This is a genomic window from Alkalihalobacillus sp. R86527 (assembly GCF_042466185.1).
In the GTDB taxonomy this organism is placed as follows: domain Bacteria; phylum Bacillota; class Bacilli; order Bacillales; family Guptibacillaceae; genus Guptibacillus.
Map to the genome: position 1 here is coordinate 1,010,894 of NZ_JAXHBW010000001.1, position 21,961 is coordinate 1,032,854.

Sequence of the window (21,961 nt, forward strand, 5' to 3'; positions counted from 1 at the left end):
CAGGTTTTTATGGTATTGTGTTGGTAAAGTGAGGGTAAGGGAGTGAAGGAGATGACGTTGGTCGAGTCGATGCAAAAGGCGATCGATTTTATGGAAGACCATTTGTTGGAAATGATTACGATAAAGGAAATAGCGAGAGCGGCACATTTGTCCCCTTTTCATTTTCAGCGGATCTTTACGATATTAACCGGAACGACAGTAGCAGAGTACATGCGCCGGAGAAGGTTAACGCTCTCCGCTCAAGAATTACGAAAGAGTGATGATAAAATTATTGATCTCGCTTATAAGTATGGCTACGACACTCCCGAGTCTTTCTCGAAAGCCTTTCGTAAGCAGCATAGTCTATCCCCGAGACAAGCAAGAAAAGCTTCTGGAAAGATAACAGCTTATAATCGCCTGGTCATCCAGGTGAATTTGAAAGGAGCGGAACCGATGCAATACGAAATTGTTGAGAAAGAAGCGTTTCAAGTTGTTGGGGTCAAGAAGGAAATGTCTTGTGCGAACGGAGAGAATCTTCGTCTTATTCCAAAGATGTGGGAAGAAGTGAATGGTGATGGAACTGACCAAACGTTACTAAGGAAAAACGACGGACCGGTAAAAGGGATGTTAGGTATTTGTCTCAGTGATAACGAGCAATCCGATCGTATGGAGTATTGGATTGCTGCTGCTCATGAAGGGGTACCGCCTGAAAACATGAGCAAGCTTGAGATTCCTCGTGGTCGTTGGGCGATTTTTAGCGTTCACGGAGCGATGCCTCACGCCATGCAAGCGGCATGGAAGAAGATTTATTCCGAATGGTTCCCATCGAATGGATATGAAAATGCGGGTGGGCCAGAGCTCGAAGTGTATTCAGAAGGAAATCCAAACAGCGATGACTACCGATCTGAAATCTGGATTCCGGTTAAATAGAATAATGGTGATACTTGCGCGATTCTTCAAAATGAAGAGTCGCGTTTTTATATACAAAACTTTAGAGGAGATTCTAATATGAACATTGACAATCAAACGATTTGACTCATATACCTTATGGGGGTATATTATAGGCAAAAGCAAAAGGGAGCTGGTCTTGATGAGTAATGAGCCCGAACTTTCACCACAGCCAGACAAAAAGCCGACAGAACCTAGGACTGAAGATGAAAAACAACTTTTGCAAAATCGGTTAAAACGTATAGAAGGTCAGATTAGAGGGATACAAAAGATGGTCGGGGAAGATCGGTATTGTGTTGACATTCTTATTCAGATTTCCGCGATACAAGCGGCTTTAGATAAGGTAGGATTTTCATTACTCGAACGACATACGAAAACGTGTGTTGCGAGTGCAATTCAAGAAGGGAACGGCGATGAACATATAGATGAATTGATGAAGGTCATCAAACAATTCACGAAATAAGAAGGTGATGAAATGGTCACGGAAAAACAAGTCTCGTTCAACATCACGGGAATGACATGTGCATCTTGCTCACAAAGAATCGAAAAAGTCCTCAACAAGATGGACGGTGTGGAAGCAAACGTCAACCTGACAATGGAAAAGGCTAGTGTTACCTATAATGAAGAAAAAGTAGAAGCGAATGACATTGTAACTAAAATAGAGAAATTAGGATATGGAGTTCAGAAAGAAAAGGTCGAACTGGACATCCACGGTATGACATGTGCCGCTTGCTCAACAAGGATTGAAAAAGGATTGAACCGCACGAAAGGGGTCGATTCAGCTTCAATAAATTTAACTACTGAATCTGGAATCGTAGAATATCAGCCTGGGGTTGTGACGGTTGACGACGTTATCCAAAAAGTAAAGAAATTAGGGTATGAAGCTGTCGTAAAGGAAGATCGTGAAGAGAAGCGTTCTTACAAAGAGGAAGAAATCAAAAAGAAGAAGATGAAGCTAGGTTTATCGATCTTGCTTTCTTTGCCTCTGCTTTATACGATGATCGCTCATCTTCCGATGGATATTGCACTTCCATTACCAGAATTATTCATGAATCCGCTCTTTCAATTCCTATTAGCTACACCAGTACAATTTTATATTGGCGCACCCTTCTATATGGGGGCTTACAGAGCACTTATTAATAAAAGTGCCAATATGGATGTGCTCGTTGCACTAGGAACGTCTGCTGCTTACTTTTATAGTGTAGTGGAAGGTATTCGATTCTTTGCGACCACAGGTTATAATCCGGAACTGTATTTTGAAACGAGTGCGATCTTGATTACACTCATCCTTGTTGGAAAGTTATTTGAAGATCTCGCTAAAGGGAGAACGACGCAAGCCATTACGAAATTACTAGATCTTCAAGCGAAAGAAGCTAGTGTGATAAAAGATGGTGAAGAAGTGAAAATTCCGGTCGATCAAGTCCAGGTAGGCGATATGATTCTTGTTCGCCCAGGAGAGAAGATCCCTGTAGATGGTTTGATACAAAAAGGGAAATCCTCCGTAGACGAATCGATGATTACAGGTGAATCCATACCGGTTGAAAAGACTGAAGGAGATACTGTCATTGGCTCCACTATCAATGAGAACGGAACGTTGACGATGACTGCAGAGAAGGTAGGGAGTGATACTGCCCTTGCAGGAATCATCAAAATTGTTGAAGAAGCGCAAGGCTCCAAGGCACCAATTCAGAGAATGGCAGATGTTATATCAGGTATCTTTGTTCCAATCGTAGTAGGAATCGCAGTCGTAACATTTCTTGTTTGGTACCTTTGGGTGAACCCTTTCGATTTACCGCAGGCACTTGAGGTTGCAATCGCTGTTCTCGTTATCGCTTGTCCGTGTGCACTCGGACTCGCTACGCCTACTTCCATCATGGTAGGTACGGGGAAAGGTGCTGAAATGGGCGTTCTTTTCAAAGGTGGCGAGTTTTTAGAAGGTACTCACAAAATTGATGCCATCTTATTAGATAAAACGGGAACGATTACGAAAGGGAAACCTGAGGTGACTGACTTCATCGTTGTGGATGGAGAAGACCAAGACGTCTTACCTTACCTCATTGCAGCAGAGAAAGCATCAGAACATCCGCTTGCGCGATCAATCGTCCAATATGGTGAACAAAGGCAAATGAAGGTGAATGAAGCTGACAGCTTTGAGGCCATACCGGGTCACGGTATCTTATCTATGGTCGATGGTAAAAAGGTTCTTGTCGGTACAAGGAAGTTGATGGCTCGTGAGGATATACCATTTAAAGAGTATGAAGAGCAGATGGCTCGCTTCGAAAAAGAAGGAAAAACAGCGATGTTCATCGCCATTGAGCAAAGTGTTAGAGGGATCATCGCCGTAGCTGATACAGTAAAAGAAACATCAAAGAGAGCGATTCAAGAATTACGTGAACTTGGAATCGATGTATATATGCTCACTGGTGATAACAAGAGGACTGCAGAAGCGATTGGGAAACAGGTGAACATCACAGGTATATATGCTGAAGTTCTTCCAGAAGATAAAGCGAATAAGGTATCTGATCTACAGAAAGAAGGAAAGCGCGTTGCCATGGTAGGCGATGGAATTAATGATGCTCCAGCGCTTGCAACTGCTGATATCGGAATGGCGATCGGGACCGGCACGGACGTCGCGATCGAAACAGCAGACGTTACGCTTGTCGGCGGGGATTTAGAACATATCCCTAAAGCGATCAACTTAAGCCGGAAAACAATGAAGAACATTCGCCAGAACTTGTTCTGGGCACTATTCTACAACTCGATTGGAATTCCGATCGCTGCGATCGGACTCTTAGCTCCGTGGGTAGCAGGTGCCGCAATGGCATTTAGTTCTGTATCCGTTGTGACGAACTCACTTCGTTTGAAGCGAGTTAAATTATAAATGTAATCACGTGAAAGGAGAGTTCAATATGGAAAATACAACACTTACCATTAAAGGTATGACATGCAATCACTGCAAAGCTGCAGTAGAAACAGCATTAACAGAGTTAGACGGTGTTAATGGAGTAGAGGTAGATGTCTCGAAAGGAAAAGCAGATGTTTCTTATGAAGCATCTAAAGTATCCGTTTCTGATATGAATGAAGCGGTAGAAGAACAAGGTTATGACGTAGTCTAATTTTATTGGAAGGAAAAGAACGAGGGATTTCCCTCGTTGTCAGGCTGTTGAGAAAGTCTAAGGAATCGGCCAACAAAATAGTGGGGATTTACGCTCCAGGATGCTCGCTTTCCGCGGGGCGGGCATCCTTCCGCTTCAATCTGCTTTAATATGAAGGAATAAACCAAGAATAAACCACCTCAAAATGACGCGCTGAAAAGTTTGTTAGCGTAATAGATCGGAAAGTTTAACTTTGATTGAATGTACTCTAGTAGGAGTGAATACCTCTTGACTCCCGTGGTCCAACGGGCGTTCAAGACTCAGAGTGGACGGTCTTTGTTCGCTTTGAGGCTTGGACGTTCGTCCACAGGAAAGCAAGAGGTATTTAAGCTCCTACGGCATAGGAAGCGTATCATCTAGATTACAACAAGCTTAGAACGAGGGATTCCCCTCGTTCTTTTTTTGGTTTCATTTCAATCAAATGAGTGGACATGCTATTAAAGGAATAACAAATATGAATTCCCTTAATATATGGAGATTTTGTGCATAAATTATGAAATTCATTAATTGGGAAATTTATTGGTAAATGGCGTTTAAAAGGCGCTTGCTTTGGAAAAATACTACAGTGTAATCAATAAATAAGGAGGAATTTTGTTTATGTCACATGAAAAATATGGTTCTGTTATTGAAACGCTACATGAGTGTATGACGGCATGTAACCACTGCTACGATTCTTGTCTAAGAGAAGACGATGTGAACATGATGGCAGAATGTATTCGTCTTGATCGTGAATGCTCAGATATTTGTGGGTATTTAGAACAAGCACTTGTTCGAGGGACACCATTTTCTTCTGAGCTAGCTGAAGTTTGCGCGACGATTTGTGAAGCTTGTGGAAATGAGTGTAAGAAGCATGACCACGAACACTGCCAAAAGTGTGCAGAGGCTTGCTTTACATGTGCACAGGAATGCAGAAAACTTGCTGCTTAATTGATATTCGATATAAGTTTAAATCTGCCCGTTTTAAACGGGCTTTTTTTTTATGAAAATAGATAAGTAAACATCAAGGTGCATAAAATCTCGATATCTTTGTGGTAGGATAAAATGTAAAAAAGGGGCATGACATGCAATTCAAAAGAAAGAATAGATTAGCCACAAAATTAGGGATGTTGTTTCTTACAAGTATCGTTATTTTGGAAAGTGTTCTGTTTGTGGTGCTCTACTTTGGATTTTTAAACGAGCGTGTAAGGGTCGAGACAGATGCTTTAGTTGCCAGAGGAAATAGTCATAGAGACGTTTTGGAGAATCATTTTGATCCAAGTACAAGAGAACATGTGGCTCTGATGGAGTCAGAGGCAGAAACACAAGTCGTAATTACGGATGAACAAAATCATGTTCTTTCACACTCTAACGAAATTACTACAAGCATCACTCATATTATCAAATCAGCTGAGGAGATGAGATCAAAGGGTGGAATTATAGAGGGAGATTGGGGAAGTGCCCCTTTTGTTTCAACTGTTTCACCGATTCGCTCTAAAGGAGAAGTTGTTGGCTATGTTTATATGTTTCTTGATACAGGTGGGATCAGAGATGTTCGGGATAATTTAACGAATCAATTCTTAATCGTGATGGGTTTAGCGTTGTTTCTTACGGTAGTTACGATTATTTATTTATCTCGAATCATAACGAAACCACTCATTCATATGAAAGAAGCAACCCAAAAAATGAGTAGCGGTGAGCACGATGTGTTTTTAAGGGAAGATCGAGACGATGAATTGGGCGAACTGGCAAGAGCCATCCAACGACTATCGAATGATCTGCTTCGATTGAAAAATGAACGAAGTGATTTCCTTGCGAGTATTTCCCATGAGTTAAGAACACCTCTCACTTATTTAAGCGGGTATGCTGAAATTGTAAAACGAGAAAACCTAACGTCAGAGGATCGAAAGCGGTACTTAAATATTATTAAAGAAGAATCTCAAAACCTTACAAACCTTGTGAAAGATTTATTTGATATGGCTAAAATGGACCAAAAAGGATTTATGGTTGAGAAGGAAAAAGTGAAGCTTTGTGAGTTGATCGGTGATGTGAGAGGAAAGGTTATACCAGCTTTCGAAAATAAAGGGATTAGTTTGTATACATATTGTGATAAAGACATCATGATCTCCGTAGATCCAGAAAGATTTTCTCAAGTATTGCTCAATCTATTAGATAACGCGCTCCATTATTCAGAAAAAGGGAAATCTGTACGAATCGAAGCTATTCATCATGAAGAAGACGTGAAGGTGGAAGTGATCGATGAAGGAGAAGGAATCCCAGCAGAAGACCTTCCTTATATTTTTGATCGCTTGTATCGTGTAGACAAATCACGCTCTCGTAAATATGGAGGATCTGGACTTGGACTAGCCATAGCAAAAGAAATTGTTGAGAAACATCATGGGGGCATTTCAGCAAAGAGTGAGTTAGGAAAGGGTACTACGATACAAATAGTCATTCCAGGAGTTGAAAACTAGTATGCAGCGCATCTTAATTGTTGATGATGAAGAACGCATGGTCGATTTGATTTCTCTGTTTTTACTCCCACAAGGGTACACGGTTTTTACGGCAAGTACGGGGTTTGAAGCACTAGATGTTATGAGAAAGGAAGCGATAGAGCTTGTGCTTCTCGATGTCATGATGCCAAAAATGGATGGATGGACGACTTGTAAAGAAATCCGAAACATATCAGATGTTCCAATCATCATGCTAACAGCGAGGGATCAGCCTAATGAAATCGTGAAAGGATTAAAGTTAGGAGCTGACGATTACATTACGAAACCGTTCGATGAAGAAGTCCTTCTTGCAAGAATTGAAGCTGTCTCGAGAAGGCTGAACTCTGTAGATGAGAATACACTGTTTGTAAAAGGACTTACGTGGGATAAGGAGAAGCATAAGGTATCCTTTGAAGGCAAAACCATCACGATGACACCTATAGAATTTAATTTGCTTGGTTTATTTATGAGAAATCCTGAGAAAGTTTTCAGCAGGGAACACCTTATCCAATTGATATGGGGCTTCGACTCAAGCACAGAGGGGCGGACGATCGATTCTCATATTCGTAACCTTCGCGAGAAATGCAGACAGTCAGGTTTTGAGATCGATACGTATTTAGTGACAGTCTGGGGAGTAGGTTATAAGTGGAAGAAGTAGATAAGGGAAAATCGTTGGGCTAATAAATAAAAATATGAAAATCCGCAAAATAACGATCGACTTCTCATATACCTTGAAACTGCCAAATGAGGCAGTTTTTTTATTTCACTAGATTGAGTGTCTTTCGAAAGCAAAATAAATGAGAGCTTTTCCCATGTTGGAAAAGCTCTTATTTGTTTACAAATAATTGAAAATAATCAAATACACCAAAGTAGATATGCAGGAAAGTAAGAGTGCTAAAAGCTTATGAATATGATGGAGACGGACCATGGGGAACATAACGGTTACAAATAATACTGACCATCCAATGTGCCACCCGTTGTGGTACGTAATAATGCTTGTTTGTGTTCCAATCCATTCTATTAATCCAAAAATAAGAATCCACTTGATTGTGTAGAACACTTGTTTCTTAACGCTTGAAGGATAATTAGATAAATACACAAATGCAACGAATGGGTTAATAATCAAATTATGTACGAAGTGAACGTTCATAAGGTTAAAAAGATGATCTTCTTGGAGCTCCCAGAGATGAAAGTGACTATGCGAAATAAATTCATATAAAAAAGAAGCTAAGGATATATAAAGCATAGTGGGATAGTATGACTCCCAGTTTTTCCAATCTCCTTTCATGATAGCAAACAAAAAAACTAAGGCAACAAGGATTAAATTCATATAATCTTCTCCTATTTTTAACGTCATTGCTAGAGTGCTCAATATACTTAAATAAAATACCAAGAATTCCCTTTTAATTGATAAAATGCTTAAAGCTATGTATTTTTAACGATAAAATTCAGCAATAATGCTGCAGAATGTCGAGAAGGACTTAAGGATCATATGCCACGGTAAGGCTGGTGTAATTGACCCTAACCTAGCTAGGAGTCAAGCGGAGTTCTTTTCTTGTACAGTATGGGGAGCTTAATAAACAGGGTTTCCCTACAAACAGCAATAATGGTGAGCTTTTTTTCTTGACTTCTTTGTAGTTTACCCCCTAAACTAAGCAGAGGGAATTAAGTTTAGGGGGTAAACTAATTGGATGAGCGTTTGATAGAAGCAGTCGAATTGTTTGAAGATGTAATGGTATTTGGAACTGAAAGGGTCCTGAAGAATGTGAAAGCAGATGTTTGGCAAGAGTATTCCCTTGAACAGATTCAAGTGCTGAAACTTATTAGTAAGAACGGCCCTCTTACGGCTGGCGTTATTGCAGAGCTTCAAGGAGTTCATAAGAGTGCGATTTCGAATCGGTTGAAGAAGCTTGAAGAGAAAAGCTTGATTGAAATCGTCAAATCAGAAGCAGATCAACGAACGAAGCTTGTTGACTTGACTGAAAAAGGAAAGAAAGTTTTAAAGGAATCCGATGAAGCTGTATACGCATATATTCATGATTTGTTCGCAAATCATGTGAAAGATGATGAACTAGACAATTTCTTAATCATGTTCAGGAAGATTAAATCCATATTGAAGTTAGAGGGGGAAAGGGAATGAATTTTATCATTAAATTTAAGTGGCCAATTACAATTGGCTTGCTAGTGATTACGGCTCTATTGTTCGTAGTAGCTCCAAACCTTACAAAGCAGGCAGAAGACGCAGGTACTTTCCAACTTCCTGATGATGCAGATTCGAAACGTGCAGCTGAGATTCTTAATGATGCAGGAGCGGGAGAAGAAACTATTTCCGTAGTGTATTCCTTTGATAAGACTTTGGATGACACAGCAAAGGAAGAAATCTCTTCTACTGTTAAAGAAATTCAAAAGCTCGGGGAGCCAGTCAGCTCTGTATTAGCACCATTCGCTACTGAAGAACTGGAAGCACAGCTTGTTTCAGAAGATAGGAAAACAGTACTCGTTCCGATTACTGTCGATGGGTCACAAGAAGAAGTGGTTGAACTCGCTAAAACGATTCGAACAGATGTGTTAAATGAACAAAACTCTGTTTACCTCACTGGAGAAGCTATCATTAATCATGATGTGAACTTGAGTGCACAGGAAGGATTGAAACGGACTGAAATTATTACGGTCGTGCTGATTTTTGCACTACTATTAGCAGTCTTTCGCTCACTGGTCACACCGATCATTCCGCTTATGGCTGTTGGGATTACGTACTTGTTGAGTCAATCAATCGTTGCATTCTTTATCGATTGGTTCGGATTTCCTGTATCGAACTATACCCAAATCTTCCTTGTCGCCATTCTCTTTGGGATTGGTACGGATTATTGTATTTTGTTATTGAGTAGATTTAAGGAAGAACTGGGCGCGGGTCAACCTATCAATGATGCGATCGTCCGCACGTATAAAACAGCTGGAAGAACGCTCTATATTAGTGGTCTCGCTGTATTTATCGGGTTTTTCGCGATTGGATTTGCTGATTTTCCAATCTTTAAGTCAGCCGTAGCAGTGGCAGTTGGGATTGCAGTCCTGTTACTTGTGTTGAGTACGGTAATGCCATTCTTTATGGCAACGTTGAAGGAGAAGATGTTTTGGCCTTCGAAGAAAACTGTTTCCCATAATGACAGTAAGCTATGGGGTTGGATGAGCAAGCTATCTGTGAATCGTCCGTTGCTGTCGATGCTTGTGGTCGCGGCGATTACGGTACCACTCTTATTCACGTACGATGATGCTCTTTCGTTCAATACAGTAGATGAAGTAGGGAACAGCTATGAATCTGTTAAAGGCCTAAATGCGATTGAAAGTGGATTCGGTCAAGGAGATTCCTTGCCTGTTCAGGTTCTTCTATCAAGTGATGAAGTGCTGGTTACTGAGGACACCGTTCCTTATGTAGAGAAGCTTAGTGCAGAACTTGTGAAAATCGATGGGGTGGATAGCGTCCGCTCGATCACGAGACCTGCTGGTGAAGTGATTACCGAACTTTATGCGGATTACCAGATTGGTAGAGTTGCGGAAGGTGTTAATCAGGCAGCAGATGGTCTAGATGGAGCTGTTCAGGGACTAGGTCAAGCGCCACAAGCCCAAACGGCACCGCCTAATGCTGATGCACCCCAACAAAATCCTCTAGAAGGATTAAATCAAATCTCTGAAGGGTTACACGCTGCAGGTGACCAGCTTCAGGGAATGAGTGAAACTAAAACGATACGCGACACAGGGTTGTATATTCCGAAAGGTACGCTTGAGAATGAAGAATTTTCACAAGTGATCGATCGATATGCCTTTGGGGAGGAAACAGGTACGAAGCTAGAAGTTATCTTAACGGATAACCCTTACTCACCTGAAGCAATCGATACTGTCGATCGCATTTCAGAAACAACGGAGCGTGTGATTAAAGATACGCCTCTTGAAGATGCTGAAGTTGCAATAGGCGGGGTATCGAGTATCAACCGTGACTTGAGTGACATATCCAATAGTGATTTCACTCAAACGGTAACGATCATGTTGATCAGTTTGTTTGTGGCATTAGCGATTATCTTTAGATCCTTTATTATGCCGCTTTATATGATTGGATCGCTACTACTCACTTATTTCACTTCTGTAGCAGTAGCAGAATGGATCTTTGTTAACGGACTTGGCTATGACGGGATTAGCTGGGCAGTACCATTCTTTGGGTTTGTTATGCTAATCGCCCTTGGTGTCGACTACTCGATTTTCCTATTAGACCGTTTCCGAGAAGAATCAACAAATGGGTTATCTGTTGTGGATGCGATTAAAGTATCGATGTCTAAGATGGGTACCGTTATCATTACGGCTGCGATCATTCTCGCTGGTACGTTTGGAGCGATGGTTCCATCTGGAGTTTTGAGTCTTGTACAGATTGCTACCATCGTTATTACGGGATTACTTTTATACGGACTCATCGTTCTGCCATTACTTATCCCGGCTATGACTGTTTCATTTGGTAATGGGGTTTGGTGGCCTTTTAAGAAAAAGTAATAACTTTAAGCCCGCCCTATTCAATTGGGCGGGCTTTTCTATTATTAGAGGGTACGAAATATTGCGGTTTGGCGCATGGTTTGAAATACTTGGTAAGGAATATAAGTTTTCTATTATTTGAGAAGGAGATAAACGGGTATGGAAGGATTAGGGATTATGATTGTGATGACCATCTTTTTATGGTCACTCACAAAAACCATCGTTAACGTTTCTGAGAAGATCACAGAGAAATTACAAAAACAGAACGATTTATTAGAAGAAATTAAGTATAGTATCAACAACAAAGATACATAATCAGTTAAAAAACGGAGTGAAGGATGAGAGATATGAAGAAGCCGAAAATAGGCGTGATTGGAAGTTCGTCCATGGACCTTGTCGTATCATCCGAGAAACGACCTGGTGCAGGTGAAACAGTACTTGGTGAATCCTTTAAAACCGTTCCAGGTGGAAAAGGGGCGAATCAAGCTGTCGCTGCATCACGTCTTGGTGCAGAAGTTTATATGATTGGATGTGTCGGAGAAGATTTTTATGGTAAACAAATCATAAATAACTTCATACAAAACGGGGTTAAAACCGATTACGTAAGATCCCTTACTGGTATGGAGTCAGGAACAGCTCATATTATTTTAGCTGAGGGTGATAACAGCATCGTTGTCGTTGCAGGCGCAAATAAATATGTCACACCGGACTATATCACAAATACGATATCTTTTTTACGCACATGTGATCTTGTCATGATTCAACAGGAAGTACCAGAAGAAACTGTTGCATACACAGCGCAAATTTGTAAGGAAATTGGCGTGCCGCTTTTGCTCAACCCTGCACCTGCAAGGGAAATCACGAGTACTGTTATTGAGCAAGCCACCTATATTACACCAAATGAACACGAAGCATCGGTCTTGTTCCAACATCTATCTCAAAGTGAAGCGCTGAAACAGTTCGAAAACAAAGTCATGATTACAGAAGGAGCGAATGGTGTTCGTTACTATAACGGTGAAAGAGAGGTTCTCGTGCCTACTTATCCCGTTGAGGTGCTAGACACGACGGGTGCTGGGGATACATTTAATGCTGCTTTCGGTGTAGCAATCGCGGAGGGAAGAGAGATAGAAGAAAGTATCGGTTTTGCAAATCGGGCTGCGTCTCTTTCCGTAACTGGATTTGGCGCACAGGGTGGCATGCCTTTAAGGGAAGATGTTGATAAAATGCTTGGTGGAGGACAAGGGTAGAGGCGTTACGAATCGCTATTAATTCAAAAGTAATTGTTAGAAAAGGTAGTAAACCACCTTGGCATTTCTAAAAGAGGCGCTTATCATATGCTTTAACAATTTAATCATGTAACAACTTCTTATCAAGAGAGACGGAGGGACTGACCCGACGATGTCTCGGCAACCAACGCTCTGCGTATGGTGCCAATTTCAGAGGATTTATTCCGAAGATGAGAAGACGCATCGATTTCGATAGTCATGATTTTGTACTGTCACCCCTTCTTGCTTTTTGAAAGCAGAGGGGCTTTTTATTGTTATTAAATGTATATTTATGTAAAAAATCATGCTAAGATTACTTGTGTTAGGGTTACCAAAACTAATTAAATTGGAGGCGATTACATGAAAATTAGTACTATACATAAAAAGTTGGAACTTCGAATAACTCTATGAGATATATCCGCCAATACATATTAACGATCATTGGATTCATTTTTATAGGGGCACTTCCATTTCTATTTGAAGGAATAAGTATGAATATAACCCTCTACCTTAAAGAGTTAGGAGGATTACTAATCGCAATCTTTAATCCTGCTCAACTTACATATTCGAGCGGTCTAAGTGAGAGGGGTTTATTTCCTTATCTATTTACTCCTGTTAGCTATTCTTTAATCATCTTACTAGGTTCGTTGGTTATTTCGCTAATTGGTGCGGTAATACTAGTCTTACTAGTTTTCCTTCTGAAAAGAGAGGTTTTACATAAAATACGTTACTGGATTTCTATTCTAGAAGGCGTACCAGATATCTTTTTGCTTCTGTTAATACAAGTCCTTGTTGTAAGTCTTTATAAGAAAACAGGTTTTTTATTGTTGAATTTCACTACGATGCCAGGTGAGCAAATTTACTTCTTACCTGTTTTTCTGATGAGTATTTTACCAACACTCTATCTTTTCCGGATGTTGGTTATGGCGTTCGACGAAGAAAGATTTAAAAGTTATGTGGAACTTGCTAGATCAAAGGGCATAGCCTGGAAAACAATAATATTTAAGCATATTTTTCCTAATGTTTTATTAGCTTTATTTAATAATATCAATCAGATTATTTGGATAATGCTTTCGAGCCAACTAATCATCGAATATTTATTAAACAGCAATGGTGTGTTCATGTTTATTTATAATTATCTTTCACCTGAAGTTTTGATGACCTCTTTAATATTGTTATATACTCCTTTGTTTGTGATTTTGCTACTATTTCGGGTGATCCTCAACAAAAGATTACCTTCGTGAGAGGGGAAAAAGAATGAGGAACGCATTTAAGAGTCCTCCATTTTTAATTGGATTCATGTTTATTGCTATATTGCTTTTTAGTAGTATATTGAACGGGTTTATTTATGGAGAAGAAATCATTCAAGAGAACACTAGATACAATAGTGAGGGAGAGGCGATTAGTTCTGCCCCGTTTCCTCCTTCTCTCGCTCACCCTTTAGGTACGGACACAGACGGTTACGATTTGGCTCATATTATTATTCATGGAGCTAAATATACGTTGGGTGCAGCGATATGCGTGAGCATTGGTAGAGTTTTTATTTCATTATTTCTTAGCCTGATTGTGACACTGTATTTTAAGAGATTGAAGCATATCATAAAAGAATTCAGCCAATCATTTAGTTTCATCCCGTCAACACTATTTACCTACTTTATGCTTGTTTCAGTTGTAACGATGAGTATTGATGGTTTCCAGTTTACGTTCTCCGAACAAGTGGTTTTTCAAGTGTTTATTATGACAATCATCTCTATTCCTTCACTCACATTATTTTTAAGTGATGAGATGGATCGGTTTTATACTAAACCGTTTGTTGAAGGAGCAAAAATTCTCGGTGGAAGTCGACTACATGTATTTAAAAATCACATATTTCCCTACATCAAACCTGTATTGTTAGTTTCCTTTGGTCAAAATGTTGTTAATGCTTTATTAATTCTGGCTCACCTTGGAGTCTTAAACTTGTTTTTCGGTGGTACATACATATCTTTTAGCCCATTCACACCTGTTGAGAAAAACTCCATCTCATATGAATGGTCTGGGTTGATCGGGAGTTATCTCCCTTTAGTCGCCACTGACCCATGGATTCCGCTTGTCCCAGTTTTATTTTTTGCATTGAGCAGTATAGCGTTTCAACTATGCATAGTTGGATACCAAACTAGTATGGATTCTAACCAAAATAGGAAGATGTTAAAGACCTCGTGTAAGAATGAACTTAAAGAAAAAGAGAAGCATATTCAGGTTGAAGATTCGGATTTCAAATCTGTTAGGCAAAATGTTTAGGAAAGCGTACTGGATGGATCATGACAAAAAAATTTCACACAAAGAAGCCCTCGAACAACTTCGAGGGCTTCTTAAATACTTATTTAAAAAACGGATACTGACGACGTTCTTGTTGAACAGATATCCACTTCACTGTTGTAAACTTATCTAACGCCCATTCTCCGCCAAATCGACCGAGTCCAGACTCTTTTTCCCCGCCGAATGCCATGTGTGCTTCATCGTTTACGGGCTGGTCGTTGATGTGAACCATCCCTGTTTCGATCTCGTGCGCTACTTGAACGCCACGATTTAAGTCGCGCGAGTGAACGGAACCACTAAGACCATATGGAGAACCATTTGCGATTTCAATCGCTTCTTCTTCTGTGCTGAACTTAATGATCGGGGCTACAGCACCGAAGATTTCATCTTTCGCGATCGGCATATCGTTCGTAACGTTTGTAAGAATCACAGGCTTCATGACGTTGCCTTCAACTTCACCGCCGAGAATTTTTTCAGCTCCTTGTTCAAGAGAAGCGTTAAGAGACTCTTGAATACGTTCCACTGCATCGTTATTGATGAGAGGTCCAACTGCTGTAGTTGCATCAGCAGGGTCGCCCGATTGTAGAGATGCGACTTTTTCTTTGAACGCATTAACAAACTCATCATGAATACTTTCGTGAACAACGATGCGGTTGATCGCCATACAAATTTGTCCTTGGTGAAGGAATTTACCGAATGCTACTGCTTCAGCCGCTTGATCGATATCTGCATCATCAAGAACGATAAAGACGTTGTTCCCGCCAAGCTCTAATGCCGTTTCCTTAATGTGTTTTCCCGTAAGTTCACCGATGTGCTTTCCAACTTCAGTCGAACCAGTGAAAGAAATCAGTTTCGGAATAGGGTGAGTGACAAAGGCATCCCCAATTTCGGAACCGCGCCCAGCCACGACGTTAAGAACGCCTCTCGGTAGTCCTGCTTCCTCAAATAACGCTGCGATCAGAAAGCCTGCTGTAACTGGTGTTTCTGAGGCGGGTTTAAGTACAACAGTATTCCCTGTAGCTAGTGCTGGAGCGACGGAACGCATCGAGAGGTGAAGCGGGAAGTTCCACGGTCCGATTACGCCGATCACTCCTTTAGCGCTCTTATAGATCCGGTTTTCTTTACCTGGAGTATCTGATGGTGCGATTTGACCCTTCATACGATAAGGAAAAGAAGCGGATTCTTTAACGATCCGAGTAGCTGCCGCCCATTCCACATTCGCCTTGATCTTCGTACTGCCAGACTCTTTTACAAGCCAGTCGATGAGTTCTTCCTTCCGTTCGGTCATAATGGCTGCTACTTTATCGAGAATTTGCTGCCGCTTTCCAGGCGTTGTTTGCGCCCAAGATGTTTGTGCTTCTTTTGCAGATTTATATGCCTGATCGAGGTCTTCTTCAGACGCTGATTGTAGTGTGAATAATTCGTCACGAGAAAATGGATTATAATTTGTTACAGTTTTATCACTAGTTCCCGTTACCCATTCCCCATTAATATATTGTTTCGTATATATGTTAGACATTTGAAATCCTCCTTTTAATGTACACTAACGGACGTTCCCCTTCAGGTTTAGGAATAAACTTCACAATATGCAAGAAGGGTATTCCATGTGGTGTTCGGACTGTATCGATCCTTAAACTACTTACATATTACAAAAGACTCTATCCCTCATTAGTAGTTTTCATCTAGTTTCTGATGTTTTATAAACGTATATATGCTAAACTACGAACGGTGAAAGAAATCTTATAAGTGCGACAAATAATATAGAACGTTTGAGTAGGGGGGAACATCATGAATATACTCTTAACAGGTGCCACTGGTTTTCTTGGAAAGCAGCTTACAACCAGGTTATTGAATGAAGGTCATATCGTTTATGCATTGATCCGTAATGAACGAAAAGCTGACCATTTAATAGAGTCGTTATCAACAGCATTACAAAACAAGTTATTCATTATAAAAGGAAACATAGCTGATGAACGTTTGGGCGTATCGGCTGAAACAATCGATCTATTACAAGATAAAATTGATACGGTATATCACATTGCGGCATATCTTTCTTTTGATGATCGTGAACGAGAAAAAACATTTGCTCTCAATGTGAACGGAACAAGAAACGTGCTAGAATTCTCAAAAGAGATTCGAGCAAAGAGTTTCTATCACGTTAGTACCGCTTACACATTAGGCAACCAACTCTTAGGACGTGAAGAGCTCCATCCTAAGGATAATACGTTCGTTAATCCTTATGAAGAAAGTAAATGCCATGCAGAGCACCTTGTGTTTGAATATAATGACTGCTTTAATGTTTCGATCTTTCGACCATCGATTATTATTGGTGACTCCAAAACGGGAGAGGCAGAAACAACGTTTGCTCTTTACGGAGTGATAAGAAGCTTGGAGCTATTAAAGAAGAGGTTGGAACGAAAGCAGGTAACAGAAGAGAAAATCAAATTTCTTTGTACGAAGGAAGCTGCGCAAAACTTAGTACCAGTGGATTATGTAGTTAACGTTTTAACAGTTGCGCTTGACTATGCGAAACACAACACAATCTATCATATTACGAACTCAAATCCTCCCACCAACCAAATCGTATTAGATCTTATACAATCCGCACTTGGTTTCTATCAAGTAGAATTAGTACCGACTGATTATGATGGTGAACTAACGGACCAAGATGTTCGACTGAATCAGCCTATGAAGGTTTTTCATAAGTATTTTGAGAAAACACTAACATTTGATGATTCTAATACTAGGAAACTATTGCAGGACGGTAATGTAGAGAGACTCACTTTGGACAGAGAAATGCTACAAAGAATTATTTCAGGTGGTATAAAGAAACCGTTAAAAGAAAAAGCCATTCGCTAGAATAAATCGTAAAGAGAGGTAGCTCATTCTGAGTTGCCTCTTTTTTAAATAGGAAGGAAACAATGAAATAAATGCCAGCCCTTATTTAAGAAGGTTGTAAAAATAGAGGTAAATGTTACTAAGTCAAAAGTCACCTCGAAGGTAGATGCGTTCGTTGGACTCTTGTTTTTCTTTATTTTGCACCTAGAAACATGGCCGATAAAGTGCGATTTTGACATAATTGTAATAAGTTGTCGCTGTAAATAGTACTTTTTTACCTAATTGTGCAAAGGTTATAAATTCCGTATTAATCTGTCATATTTATGTAACTGACTTGTTACTACACTAAAATGGCTGTGTTATATTTGGCTGTTACTATATGGGACATAGGTGATCAAGACAAAAGAAACACCAAAAATTAATTATATCTCTCAGGAGGAATGTATACATGGTAACTCGTAAAAACATTGTAAGGAACGTTGTTACATCTACAGCACTAGCTGGAATGATGTTTGCTAGCCCGGTAGTTTCAGAGGCTGCTCTAGGAGATCAGACACTTTCTTACGGTGAAAAACACGGCGACGTAGTCGAGTTACAGGATGTACTGTCTGCCAAAGGATATTTCGACTATGATAAATCTACAGGTTATTACGGATCTATAACTGAAGATGCTGTTAAACAATTCCAAGATGCTCATGGTCTTGCTGTTGACGGTATCGCAGGTCCAAATACATTCGCAGCAATAGAAAAAGTTAATCAAGGACAAGCTCATCGCACGCTAATCGCTGGCGATCGAGGTCACCAAGTTTCAAAGCTTCAAGAAGAGCTTGGTGGATATTATAACTATAACGTAGACGGAATCTATGGCCCTATCACAGAGAAAGCGGTTCGTGCTTTCCAAGCTGATAACGGATTAAGCGTTGATGGCATTGCTGGAGCTAATACATGGGCAGCGTTGACAGGTAAGTCTGTAAATTCAACACCAGCATCTACTAAATCTACTACTACTAATCCCACATCTGCTAAGCAAACAAACACAGAAAGCAAATCTTCTGAGCAGAGTGGACAAGAATTTAACGTAGAAGCAACAGCTTACACTGCAAATTGCACAGGTTGTTCAGGGATAACGGCAACAGGAATTAATCTGAAAGAAAATCCAAATCAAAAAGTAATTGCAGTTGATCCAGATGTAATCCCACTAGGTTCAAAAGTATATGTAGAAGGCTATGGTACTGCAGTCGCTGGTGATACTGGCGGTGCAATCCAGGGTAACCGTATAGATCTGTTTATGGCTGATAAGCAAGATGCTCTAAACTTTGGTCGTCAAACAGTCACTGTAAAAGTACTAGATTAATAATCTATATGAATGAAGCCTAACTCTATTGAGTTAGGCTTTTTTTGTGTGAGCAGCACATTTCAATTTATTAGGAAACGTGTACAAGCAAAGAGGACAAGCAAGCGTAAGATAACGTATGAAATGTTTTATTTCAAATTTTTGTTAAGGAGGTTTGATCACTATGGCAGAAATGTTGAAATACATGGTTGAAGACCTATTTAATGGAACGAAAAAAAGAAAGAAGAAAAAGGTACGAGTGAAAGAAGAGAGCTAATAAATACGGGTGTGCTTTCTGGAGTTAATGTAGGCTTTCTGCATTAACTCTTCTTTTATCAGAAGTTATTCGAAAGGAGATTGAAATGGTATATTTACGCGAGCGAAACCCGGTAACAGATGATCCTAAGTTAGTTGGAATTGGGATCGATAATTTCGATGTTCCTGCTGAAAAAATTCAGCGTATTATTAAACAAGCTTATGAAGTTCTCGTCGTATGTGATAAGCACCATCATGTTGTAGGCTTTCTCTCCTATCGATTACGAGTTAATCACATGATTCTTGTGGATTATGTAATGCTTCGTCATGATATACAGGGGAGTGGGATAGCTCGATCGTTGCTCCCGGCTTTTGAGAAGCATATTCGTAGTAATGGCATTACGGCGATCTACGGTCTTGTAGATAAAGAAAACGAGCAGATAGAAAGTTTAAAACGATTAGGATTCGTAGTGAAAGGCACACTATTAACTAACTATATTATTGAAAAGAAGTTGCAAGATTATAAGCCAGAAGTTTCTTTGAAAAGTAATTATGTAAAAAGACTAGCGGCTCCATCCCGATTAAAATATTAATAAGATCATTCGATGGTTTTCCTATATCATTTTGGGAGACCTTTTTTTATAGGAAGAAGGATGATTTTCATTAAAAGGGAAAAAATGTTCAGGAACGATAGGCGTAAAAAACCTAGTTTCCCGGGTGGTTTTTATGTTTTCTTTCTTATGATATAGTTTCTGAGGCTTGGAAACTATGAAAGGAAAGAGGGAGCTATCATGCATGAACGAGTAATTAGATGGAGCTTCTTTTTCGTAGGGTTAGCTATTCTAGGACTTGGTATAGCGATGACAATTAAAGGAAAAGAATTTGGAATCGGTCCCTGGGATGTCTTTCATTATGGACTATATAACCAGTTCGGCCTAACGATTGGAACTTGGTCTATTATTACAGGATTTGTCATACTTGGCTTTACATCGGTTTACACAAAATCTTTGCCTCAAATAGGGGCGTTTCTTAATATGCTTATGCTCGGAGTGTTTATCGATTTATTCTTGTTTATTCTTCCTGATCCTGTATCCCTTGTGGCTCAGGGAGCATTCTATATAGTTGGATTAGTCATACTTGGCTATGGTATTGGGGTTTACGTTGCTTCTGGTCTTGGAGCAGGTCCTAGAGATGGGATTATGCTCTTGATCGTGGAAAAGACAGGCTGGCGTATTGAATGGGTCAGAAATGGTATTGAAGTTATTGTATTATTAGTTGGTTGGGCGCTTGGAGGCCCGGTTGGAGTAGGGAGTGTAATTATCGCATTCATGCTCGGTAAAGTTATTGGGATAGCTCTGCCACAATGTAAATGGTTACTTGCAACCATCCTTTCCTATGATAATAGAAAGCCTACGGCTAACGAGTTATAAAGCAGTCCAATTAATGTTAGTGAAACGAAAGTCCCTCTCAACCATGAGAGGGACTTTCATTGACGTAAGGATTAATATCCATATTCATTTCACGATAAATCAAATCAATGTAACAGGTCCAGCATACAACTTGCCTGACGGTGAAACAACATCATAGTAAAAAAGGATAGCCCTCTTTACAAGGGCTACCCTTCCATTCTTAAGTTATCGGATTTGACCAGTACCAGTCATACAATATTTAATCGTTGTAAGCGCTGGTAGACCCATTGGTCCTCGTGCATGAAGTTTCTGTGTTGAGATACCGATCTCTGCACCGAAACCAAGAGCTGATCCATCTGTAAAGCGAGTAGATGCATTGTGGTATACAGCTGCTGCATCAACAAGGTTACGGAATAGAGAAGCAGATTCTGCATCCTCTGTGATAATTGCTTCAGAATGCTTTGTTCCATACGTTTCAATGTGATCGATTGCTTCTTGTGTACTATCTACTGCTTTAATCGCAATTTCAAGACCAAGGTACTCATTGCTCCAATCGTCTTCATTTGCAAGAACAGCTCCTGCAAACGTATTAACGATATGCTTGTCACCATGAATCTTAATATTGTTATCTTCAAGAGCTTTTGCAAGAAGGTCTTTGTTTTCGCTCAACCATTCTTTATGAACGATAAGCGTTTCAGCAGCGTTACATACCGCCGGACGATCCGTTTTTGCGTTGATCAAGATGTTGATTGCCTTTTCAACGTCAGCTTTCTTATCAAAGTAAATGTGGCAGTTACCAACACCTGTTTCGAGTACAGGTACAGTTGCGTTATTTACTACTGTGTTGATCAATGCTCCGCCTCCACGAGGAATCAGTACATCGATATGCTCTTTCATGGTGAAGAGCTCACTAGTAGCTTTACGATCAGTCGTAGCAATCAACTGAACCGCATCAACAGGAATTTTTGTTTTCGGTAACGCATCGTGAATTACTTTTACGATACCTTTATTAGAATTAAGAGCGTTAGAACCACCTTTTAGAACAATCGCATTTCCAGACTTAAGAGCTAGTCCAGTTGCATCAACCGTTACGTTTGGTCGAGCTTCGTAGATCATACCGATAACCCCAAGTGGTACACGAACTTGTTCTACTTGCATCCCGTTATCAAGATTCCAATCAGAAAGAACTTCACCAACTGGATCTTCAAGTTCTGCTACTTCACGAAGACCGTTCGCAAAGTCTTTCACACGCTCTTCTGTTAAGCGTAGTCGATCCATGAATGCTTCGGTGAATTCTTTTTCCTTACCGCGTTCAAGGTCTTTATTATTTTCTTGTAGAATATAATCCGTTTCTTTTTCAAGCACGTCAGCGATAATCTTAAGCGCTTCGTTCTTTTCCTCAGTCGTAAGCAGGGAAAGCTTCTTAGAAGCCTTCTGAGCCTGCTTTGCCTGTTCTTTTACATTTACTTCTACTGCTGTGTTTAAAGTAGTCATCAAA

The 21,961-nt window shown here is 40.1% G+C and carries 20 protein-coding genes and 1 riboswitch; of the genes, 17 read left to right on the forward strand and 3 right to left on the reverse strand.

What is annotated here, in order from left to right:
* Positions 1 to 51: 51 nt before the first annotated feature.
* From SJY16_RS05120 to SJY16_RS05150, 7 genes are all read left to right on the forward strand, one after another.
* Positions 52 to 909 carry an AraC family transcriptional regulator gene (locus SJY16_RS05120; RefSeq protein ID WP_377888017.1) on the forward strand — a complete coding sequence of 286 codons (858 nt, stop codon included), beginning with the start codon at positions 52 to 54 and terminating at the stop codon, positions 907 to 909.
* Positions 910 to 1,069: 160 nt separating this feature from the next.
* A complete protein-coding gene (locus tag SJY16_RS05125) occupies positions 1,070 to 1,390 on the forward strand; it encodes a metal-sensing transcriptional repressor (RefSeq protein ID WP_377888018.1) in 321 nt (106 codons plus the stop codon).
* 12 nt (positions 1,391 to 1,402) lie between these two features.
* A complete protein-coding gene (locus SJY16_RS05130) occupies positions 1,403 to 3,808 on the forward strand; it encodes a heavy metal translocating P-type ATPase (RefSeq protein WP_377888019.1) in 2,406 nt (801 codons plus the stop codon).
* A 28-nt stretch (positions 3,809 to 3,836) separates the two neighbouring features.
* On the forward strand, positions 3,837 to 4,043 hold the full coding sequence (gene copZ / locus SJY16_RS05135; RefSeq protein ID WP_377888020.1) for a copper chaperone CopZ: 207 nt from the start codon (positions 3,837 to 3,839) through the stop codon (positions 4,041 to 4,043).
* A 636-nt stretch (positions 4,044 to 4,679) separates the two neighbouring features.
* Positions 4,680 to 5,009, forward strand: coding sequence for a four-helix bundle copper-binding protein (locus SJY16_RS05140; protein ID WP_377888021.1), 330 nt, complete (start codon positions 4,680 to 4,682; stop codon positions 5,007 to 5,009).
* Positions 5,010 to 5,143: 134 nt separating this feature from the next.
* Positions 5,144 to 6,532 (forward strand): sensor histidine kinase, encoded by a 1,389-nt coding sequence (locus SJY16_RS05145; protein ID WP_377888022.1) that lies wholly within the window; start codon positions 5,144 to 5,146, stop codon positions 6,530 to 6,532.
* 1 nt (position 6,533) lies between these two features.
* Positions 6,534 to 7,208 (forward strand): response regulator transcription factor, encoded by a 675-nt coding sequence (locus tag SJY16_RS05150; RefSeq protein ID WP_377888024.1) that lies wholly within the window; start codon positions 6,534 to 6,536, stop codon positions 7,206 to 7,208.
* A 177-nt stretch (positions 7,209 to 7,385) separates the two neighbouring features.
* Here the strand turns inward: SJY16_RS05150 and SJY16_RS05155 are convergent, their stop codons facing one another.
* Positions 7,386 to 7,880: a CBO0543 family protein gene (locus SJY16_RS05155; RefSeq protein WP_377888025.1), complete on the reverse strand. Its 495-nt coding sequence runs from the start codon at positions 7,878 to 7,880 to the stop codon at positions 7,386 to 7,388.
* Between the two features lie 357 nt (positions 7,881 to 8,237).
* On the opposite strand from SJY16_RS05155, the gene SJY16_RS05160 reads away from it, so the two are divergent.
* The 6 genes from SJY16_RS05160 to SJY16_RS05185 all read left to right on the forward strand — a co-directional run bounded on the left by SJY16_RS05160 (position 8,238) and on the right by SJY16_RS05185 (position 14,610).
* Positions 8,238 to 8,690, forward strand: coding sequence for a MarR family winged helix-turn-helix transcriptional regulator (locus tag SJY16_RS05160; RefSeq protein WP_377888026.1), 453 nt, complete (start codon positions 8,238 to 8,240; stop codon positions 8,688 to 8,690).
* Positions 8,687 to 11,086, forward strand: a complete 2,400-nt coding sequence (locus tag SJY16_RS05165; RefSeq protein WP_377888027.1) for an MMPL family transporter — start codon at positions 8,687 to 8,689, stop codon at positions 11,084 to 11,086. Before SJY16_RS05160 ends, SJY16_RS05165 begins: the two co-directional genes overlap by 4 nt.
* 138 nt (positions 11,087 to 11,224) lie before the next feature.
* The gene (locus SJY16_RS05170) at positions 11,225 to 11,380 is read left to right on the forward strand and encodes a hypothetical protein (RefSeq protein WP_377888028.1); all 156 of its coding nucleotides are present in this window, start codon (positions 11,225 to 11,227) and stop codon (positions 11,378 to 11,380) included.
* Between the two features lie 32 nt (positions 11,381 to 11,412).
* Positions 11,413 to 12,312, forward strand: coding sequence for a ribokinase (gene rbsK / locus SJY16_RS05175; protein ID WP_377888030.1), 900 nt, complete (start codon positions 11,413 to 11,415; stop codon positions 12,310 to 12,312).
* Between the two features lie 116 nt (positions 12,313 to 12,428).
* A riboswitch (SAM riboswitch) is annotated at positions 12,429 to 12,528 on the forward strand.
* Between the two features lie 293 nt (positions 12,529 to 12,821).
* Positions 12,822 to 13,574, forward strand: a complete 753-nt coding sequence (locus tag SJY16_RS05180; protein WP_377888031.1) for an ABC transporter permease subunit — start codon at positions 12,822 to 12,824, stop codon at positions 13,572 to 13,574.
* Positions 13,575 to 13,587: 13 nt separating this feature from the next.
* A complete protein-coding gene (locus SJY16_RS05185; protein WP_377888032.1) occupies positions 13,588 to 14,610 on the forward strand; it encodes an ABC transporter permease in 1,023 nt (340 codons plus the stop codon).
* A 79-nt stretch (positions 14,611 to 14,689) separates the two neighbouring features.
* Here the strand turns inward: SJY16_RS05185 and SJY16_RS05190 are convergent, their stop codons facing one another.
* Positions 14,690 to 16,147 (reverse strand): aldehyde dehydrogenase family protein, encoded by a 1,458-nt coding sequence (locus SJY16_RS05190; protein ID WP_377888033.1) that lies wholly within the window; start codon positions 16,145 to 16,147, stop codon positions 14,690 to 14,692.
* Positions 16,148 to 16,416: 269 nt separating this feature from the next.
* Between SJY16_RS05190 and SJY16_RS05195 the strand changes: the two genes are divergently transcribed.
* From SJY16_RS05195 to SJY16_RS05210, 4 genes are all read left to right on the forward strand, one after another.
* On the forward strand, positions 16,417 to 17,487 hold the full coding sequence (locus tag SJY16_RS05195) for an SDR family oxidoreductase (RefSeq protein WP_377888034.1): 1,071 nt from the start codon (positions 16,417 to 16,419) through the stop codon (positions 17,485 to 17,487).
* 427 nt (positions 17,488 to 17,914) lie between these two features.
* Positions 17,915 to 18,820, forward strand: a complete 906-nt coding sequence (locus SJY16_RS05200) for a peptidoglycan-binding protein (protein ID WP_377888035.1) — start codon at positions 17,915 to 17,917, stop codon at positions 18,818 to 18,820.
* A 341-nt stretch (positions 18,821 to 19,161) separates the two neighbouring features.
* Positions 19,162 to 19,647 (forward strand): GNAT family N-acetyltransferase, encoded by a 486-nt coding sequence (locus SJY16_RS05205; RefSeq protein WP_377888036.1) that lies wholly within the window; start codon positions 19,162 to 19,164, stop codon positions 19,645 to 19,647.
* A gap of 195 nt (positions 19,648 to 19,842) precedes the next feature.
* Positions 19,843 to 20,484, forward strand: a complete 642-nt coding sequence (locus SJY16_RS05210) for a YczE/YyaS/YitT family protein (RefSeq protein WP_377892063.1) — start codon at positions 19,843 to 19,845, stop codon at positions 20,482 to 20,484.
* Between the two features lie 204 nt (positions 20,485 to 20,688).
* Here SJY16_RS05210 and SJY16_RS05215 read toward each other — a convergent pair whose 3' ends face one another.
* On the reverse strand, positions 20,689 to 21,957 hold the full coding sequence (locus SJY16_RS05215) for a glutamate-5-semialdehyde dehydrogenase (protein WP_377888037.1): 1,269 nt from the start codon (positions 21,955 to 21,957) through the stop codon (positions 20,689 to 20,691).
* Positions 21,958 to 21,961: the final 4 nt, after the last annotated feature.

Coding starts and splice junctions, on each gene's coding strand:
- SJY16_RS05120 (WP_377888017.1), top strand. CDS start 52: ATGACGTTGGTCGAGTCGATGCAAAAGGCGATCGATTTTATGGAAGAC.
- SJY16_RS05125 (WP_377888018.1), top strand. CDS start 1,070: ATGAGTAATGAGCCCGAACTTTCACCACAGCCAGACAAAAAGCCGACA.
- SJY16_RS05130 (WP_377888019.1), top strand. CDS start 1,403: ATGGTCACGGAAAAACAAGTCTCGTTCAACATCACGGGAATGACATGT.
- copZ (WP_377888020.1), top strand. CDS start 3,837: ATGGAAAATACAACACTTACCATTAAAGGTATGACATGCAATCACTGC.
- SJY16_RS05140 (WP_377888021.1), top strand. CDS start 4,680: ATGTCACATGAAAAATATGGTTCTGTTATTGAAACGCTACATGAGTGT.
- SJY16_RS05145 (WP_377888022.1), top strand. CDS start 5,144: ATGCAATTCAAAAGAAAGAATAGATTAGCCACAAAATTAGGGATGTTG.
- SJY16_RS05150 (WP_377888024.1), top strand. CDS start 6,534: ATGCAGCGCATCTTAATTGTTGATGATGAAGAACGCATGGTCGATTTG.
- SJY16_RS05155 (WP_377888025.1), bottom strand. CDS start 7,880: ATGAATTTAATCCTTGTTGCCTTAGTTTTTTTGTTTGCTATCATGAAA.
- SJY16_RS05165 (WP_377888027.1), top strand. CDS start 8,687: ATGAATTTTATCATTAAATTTAAGTGGCCAATTACAATTGGCTTGCTA.
- SJY16_RS05170 (WP_377888028.1), top strand. CDS start 11,225: ATGGAAGGATTAGGGATTATGATTGTGATGACCATCTTTTTATGGTCA.
- rbsK (WP_377888030.1), top strand. CDS start 11,413: ATGAAGAAGCCGAAAATAGGCGTGATTGGAAGTTCGTCCATGGACCTT.
- SJY16_RS05180 (WP_377888031.1), top strand. CDS start 12,822: ATGAATATAACCCTCTACCTTAAAGAGTTAGGAGGATTACTAATCGCA.
- SJY16_RS05185 (WP_377888032.1), top strand. CDS start 13,588: ATGAGGAACGCATTTAAGAGTCCTCCATTTTTAATTGGATTCATGTTT.
- SJY16_RS05190 (WP_377888033.1), bottom strand. CDS start 16,147: ATGTCTAACATATATACGAAACAATATATTAATGGGGAATGGGTAACG.
- SJY16_RS05195 (WP_377888034.1), top strand. CDS start 16,417: ATGAATATACTCTTAACAGGTGCCACTGGTTTTCTTGGAAAGCAGCTT.
- SJY16_RS05200 (WP_377888035.1), top strand. CDS start 17,915: ATGGTAACTCGTAAAAACATTGTAAGGAACGTTGTTACATCTACAGCA.
- SJY16_RS05205 (WP_377888036.1), top strand. CDS start 19,162: ATGGTATATTTACGCGAGCGAAACCCGGTAACAGATGATCCTAAGTTA.
- SJY16_RS05215 (WP_377888037.1), bottom strand. CDS start 21,957: ATGACTACTTTAAACACAGCAGTAGAAGTAAATGTAAAAGAACAGGCA.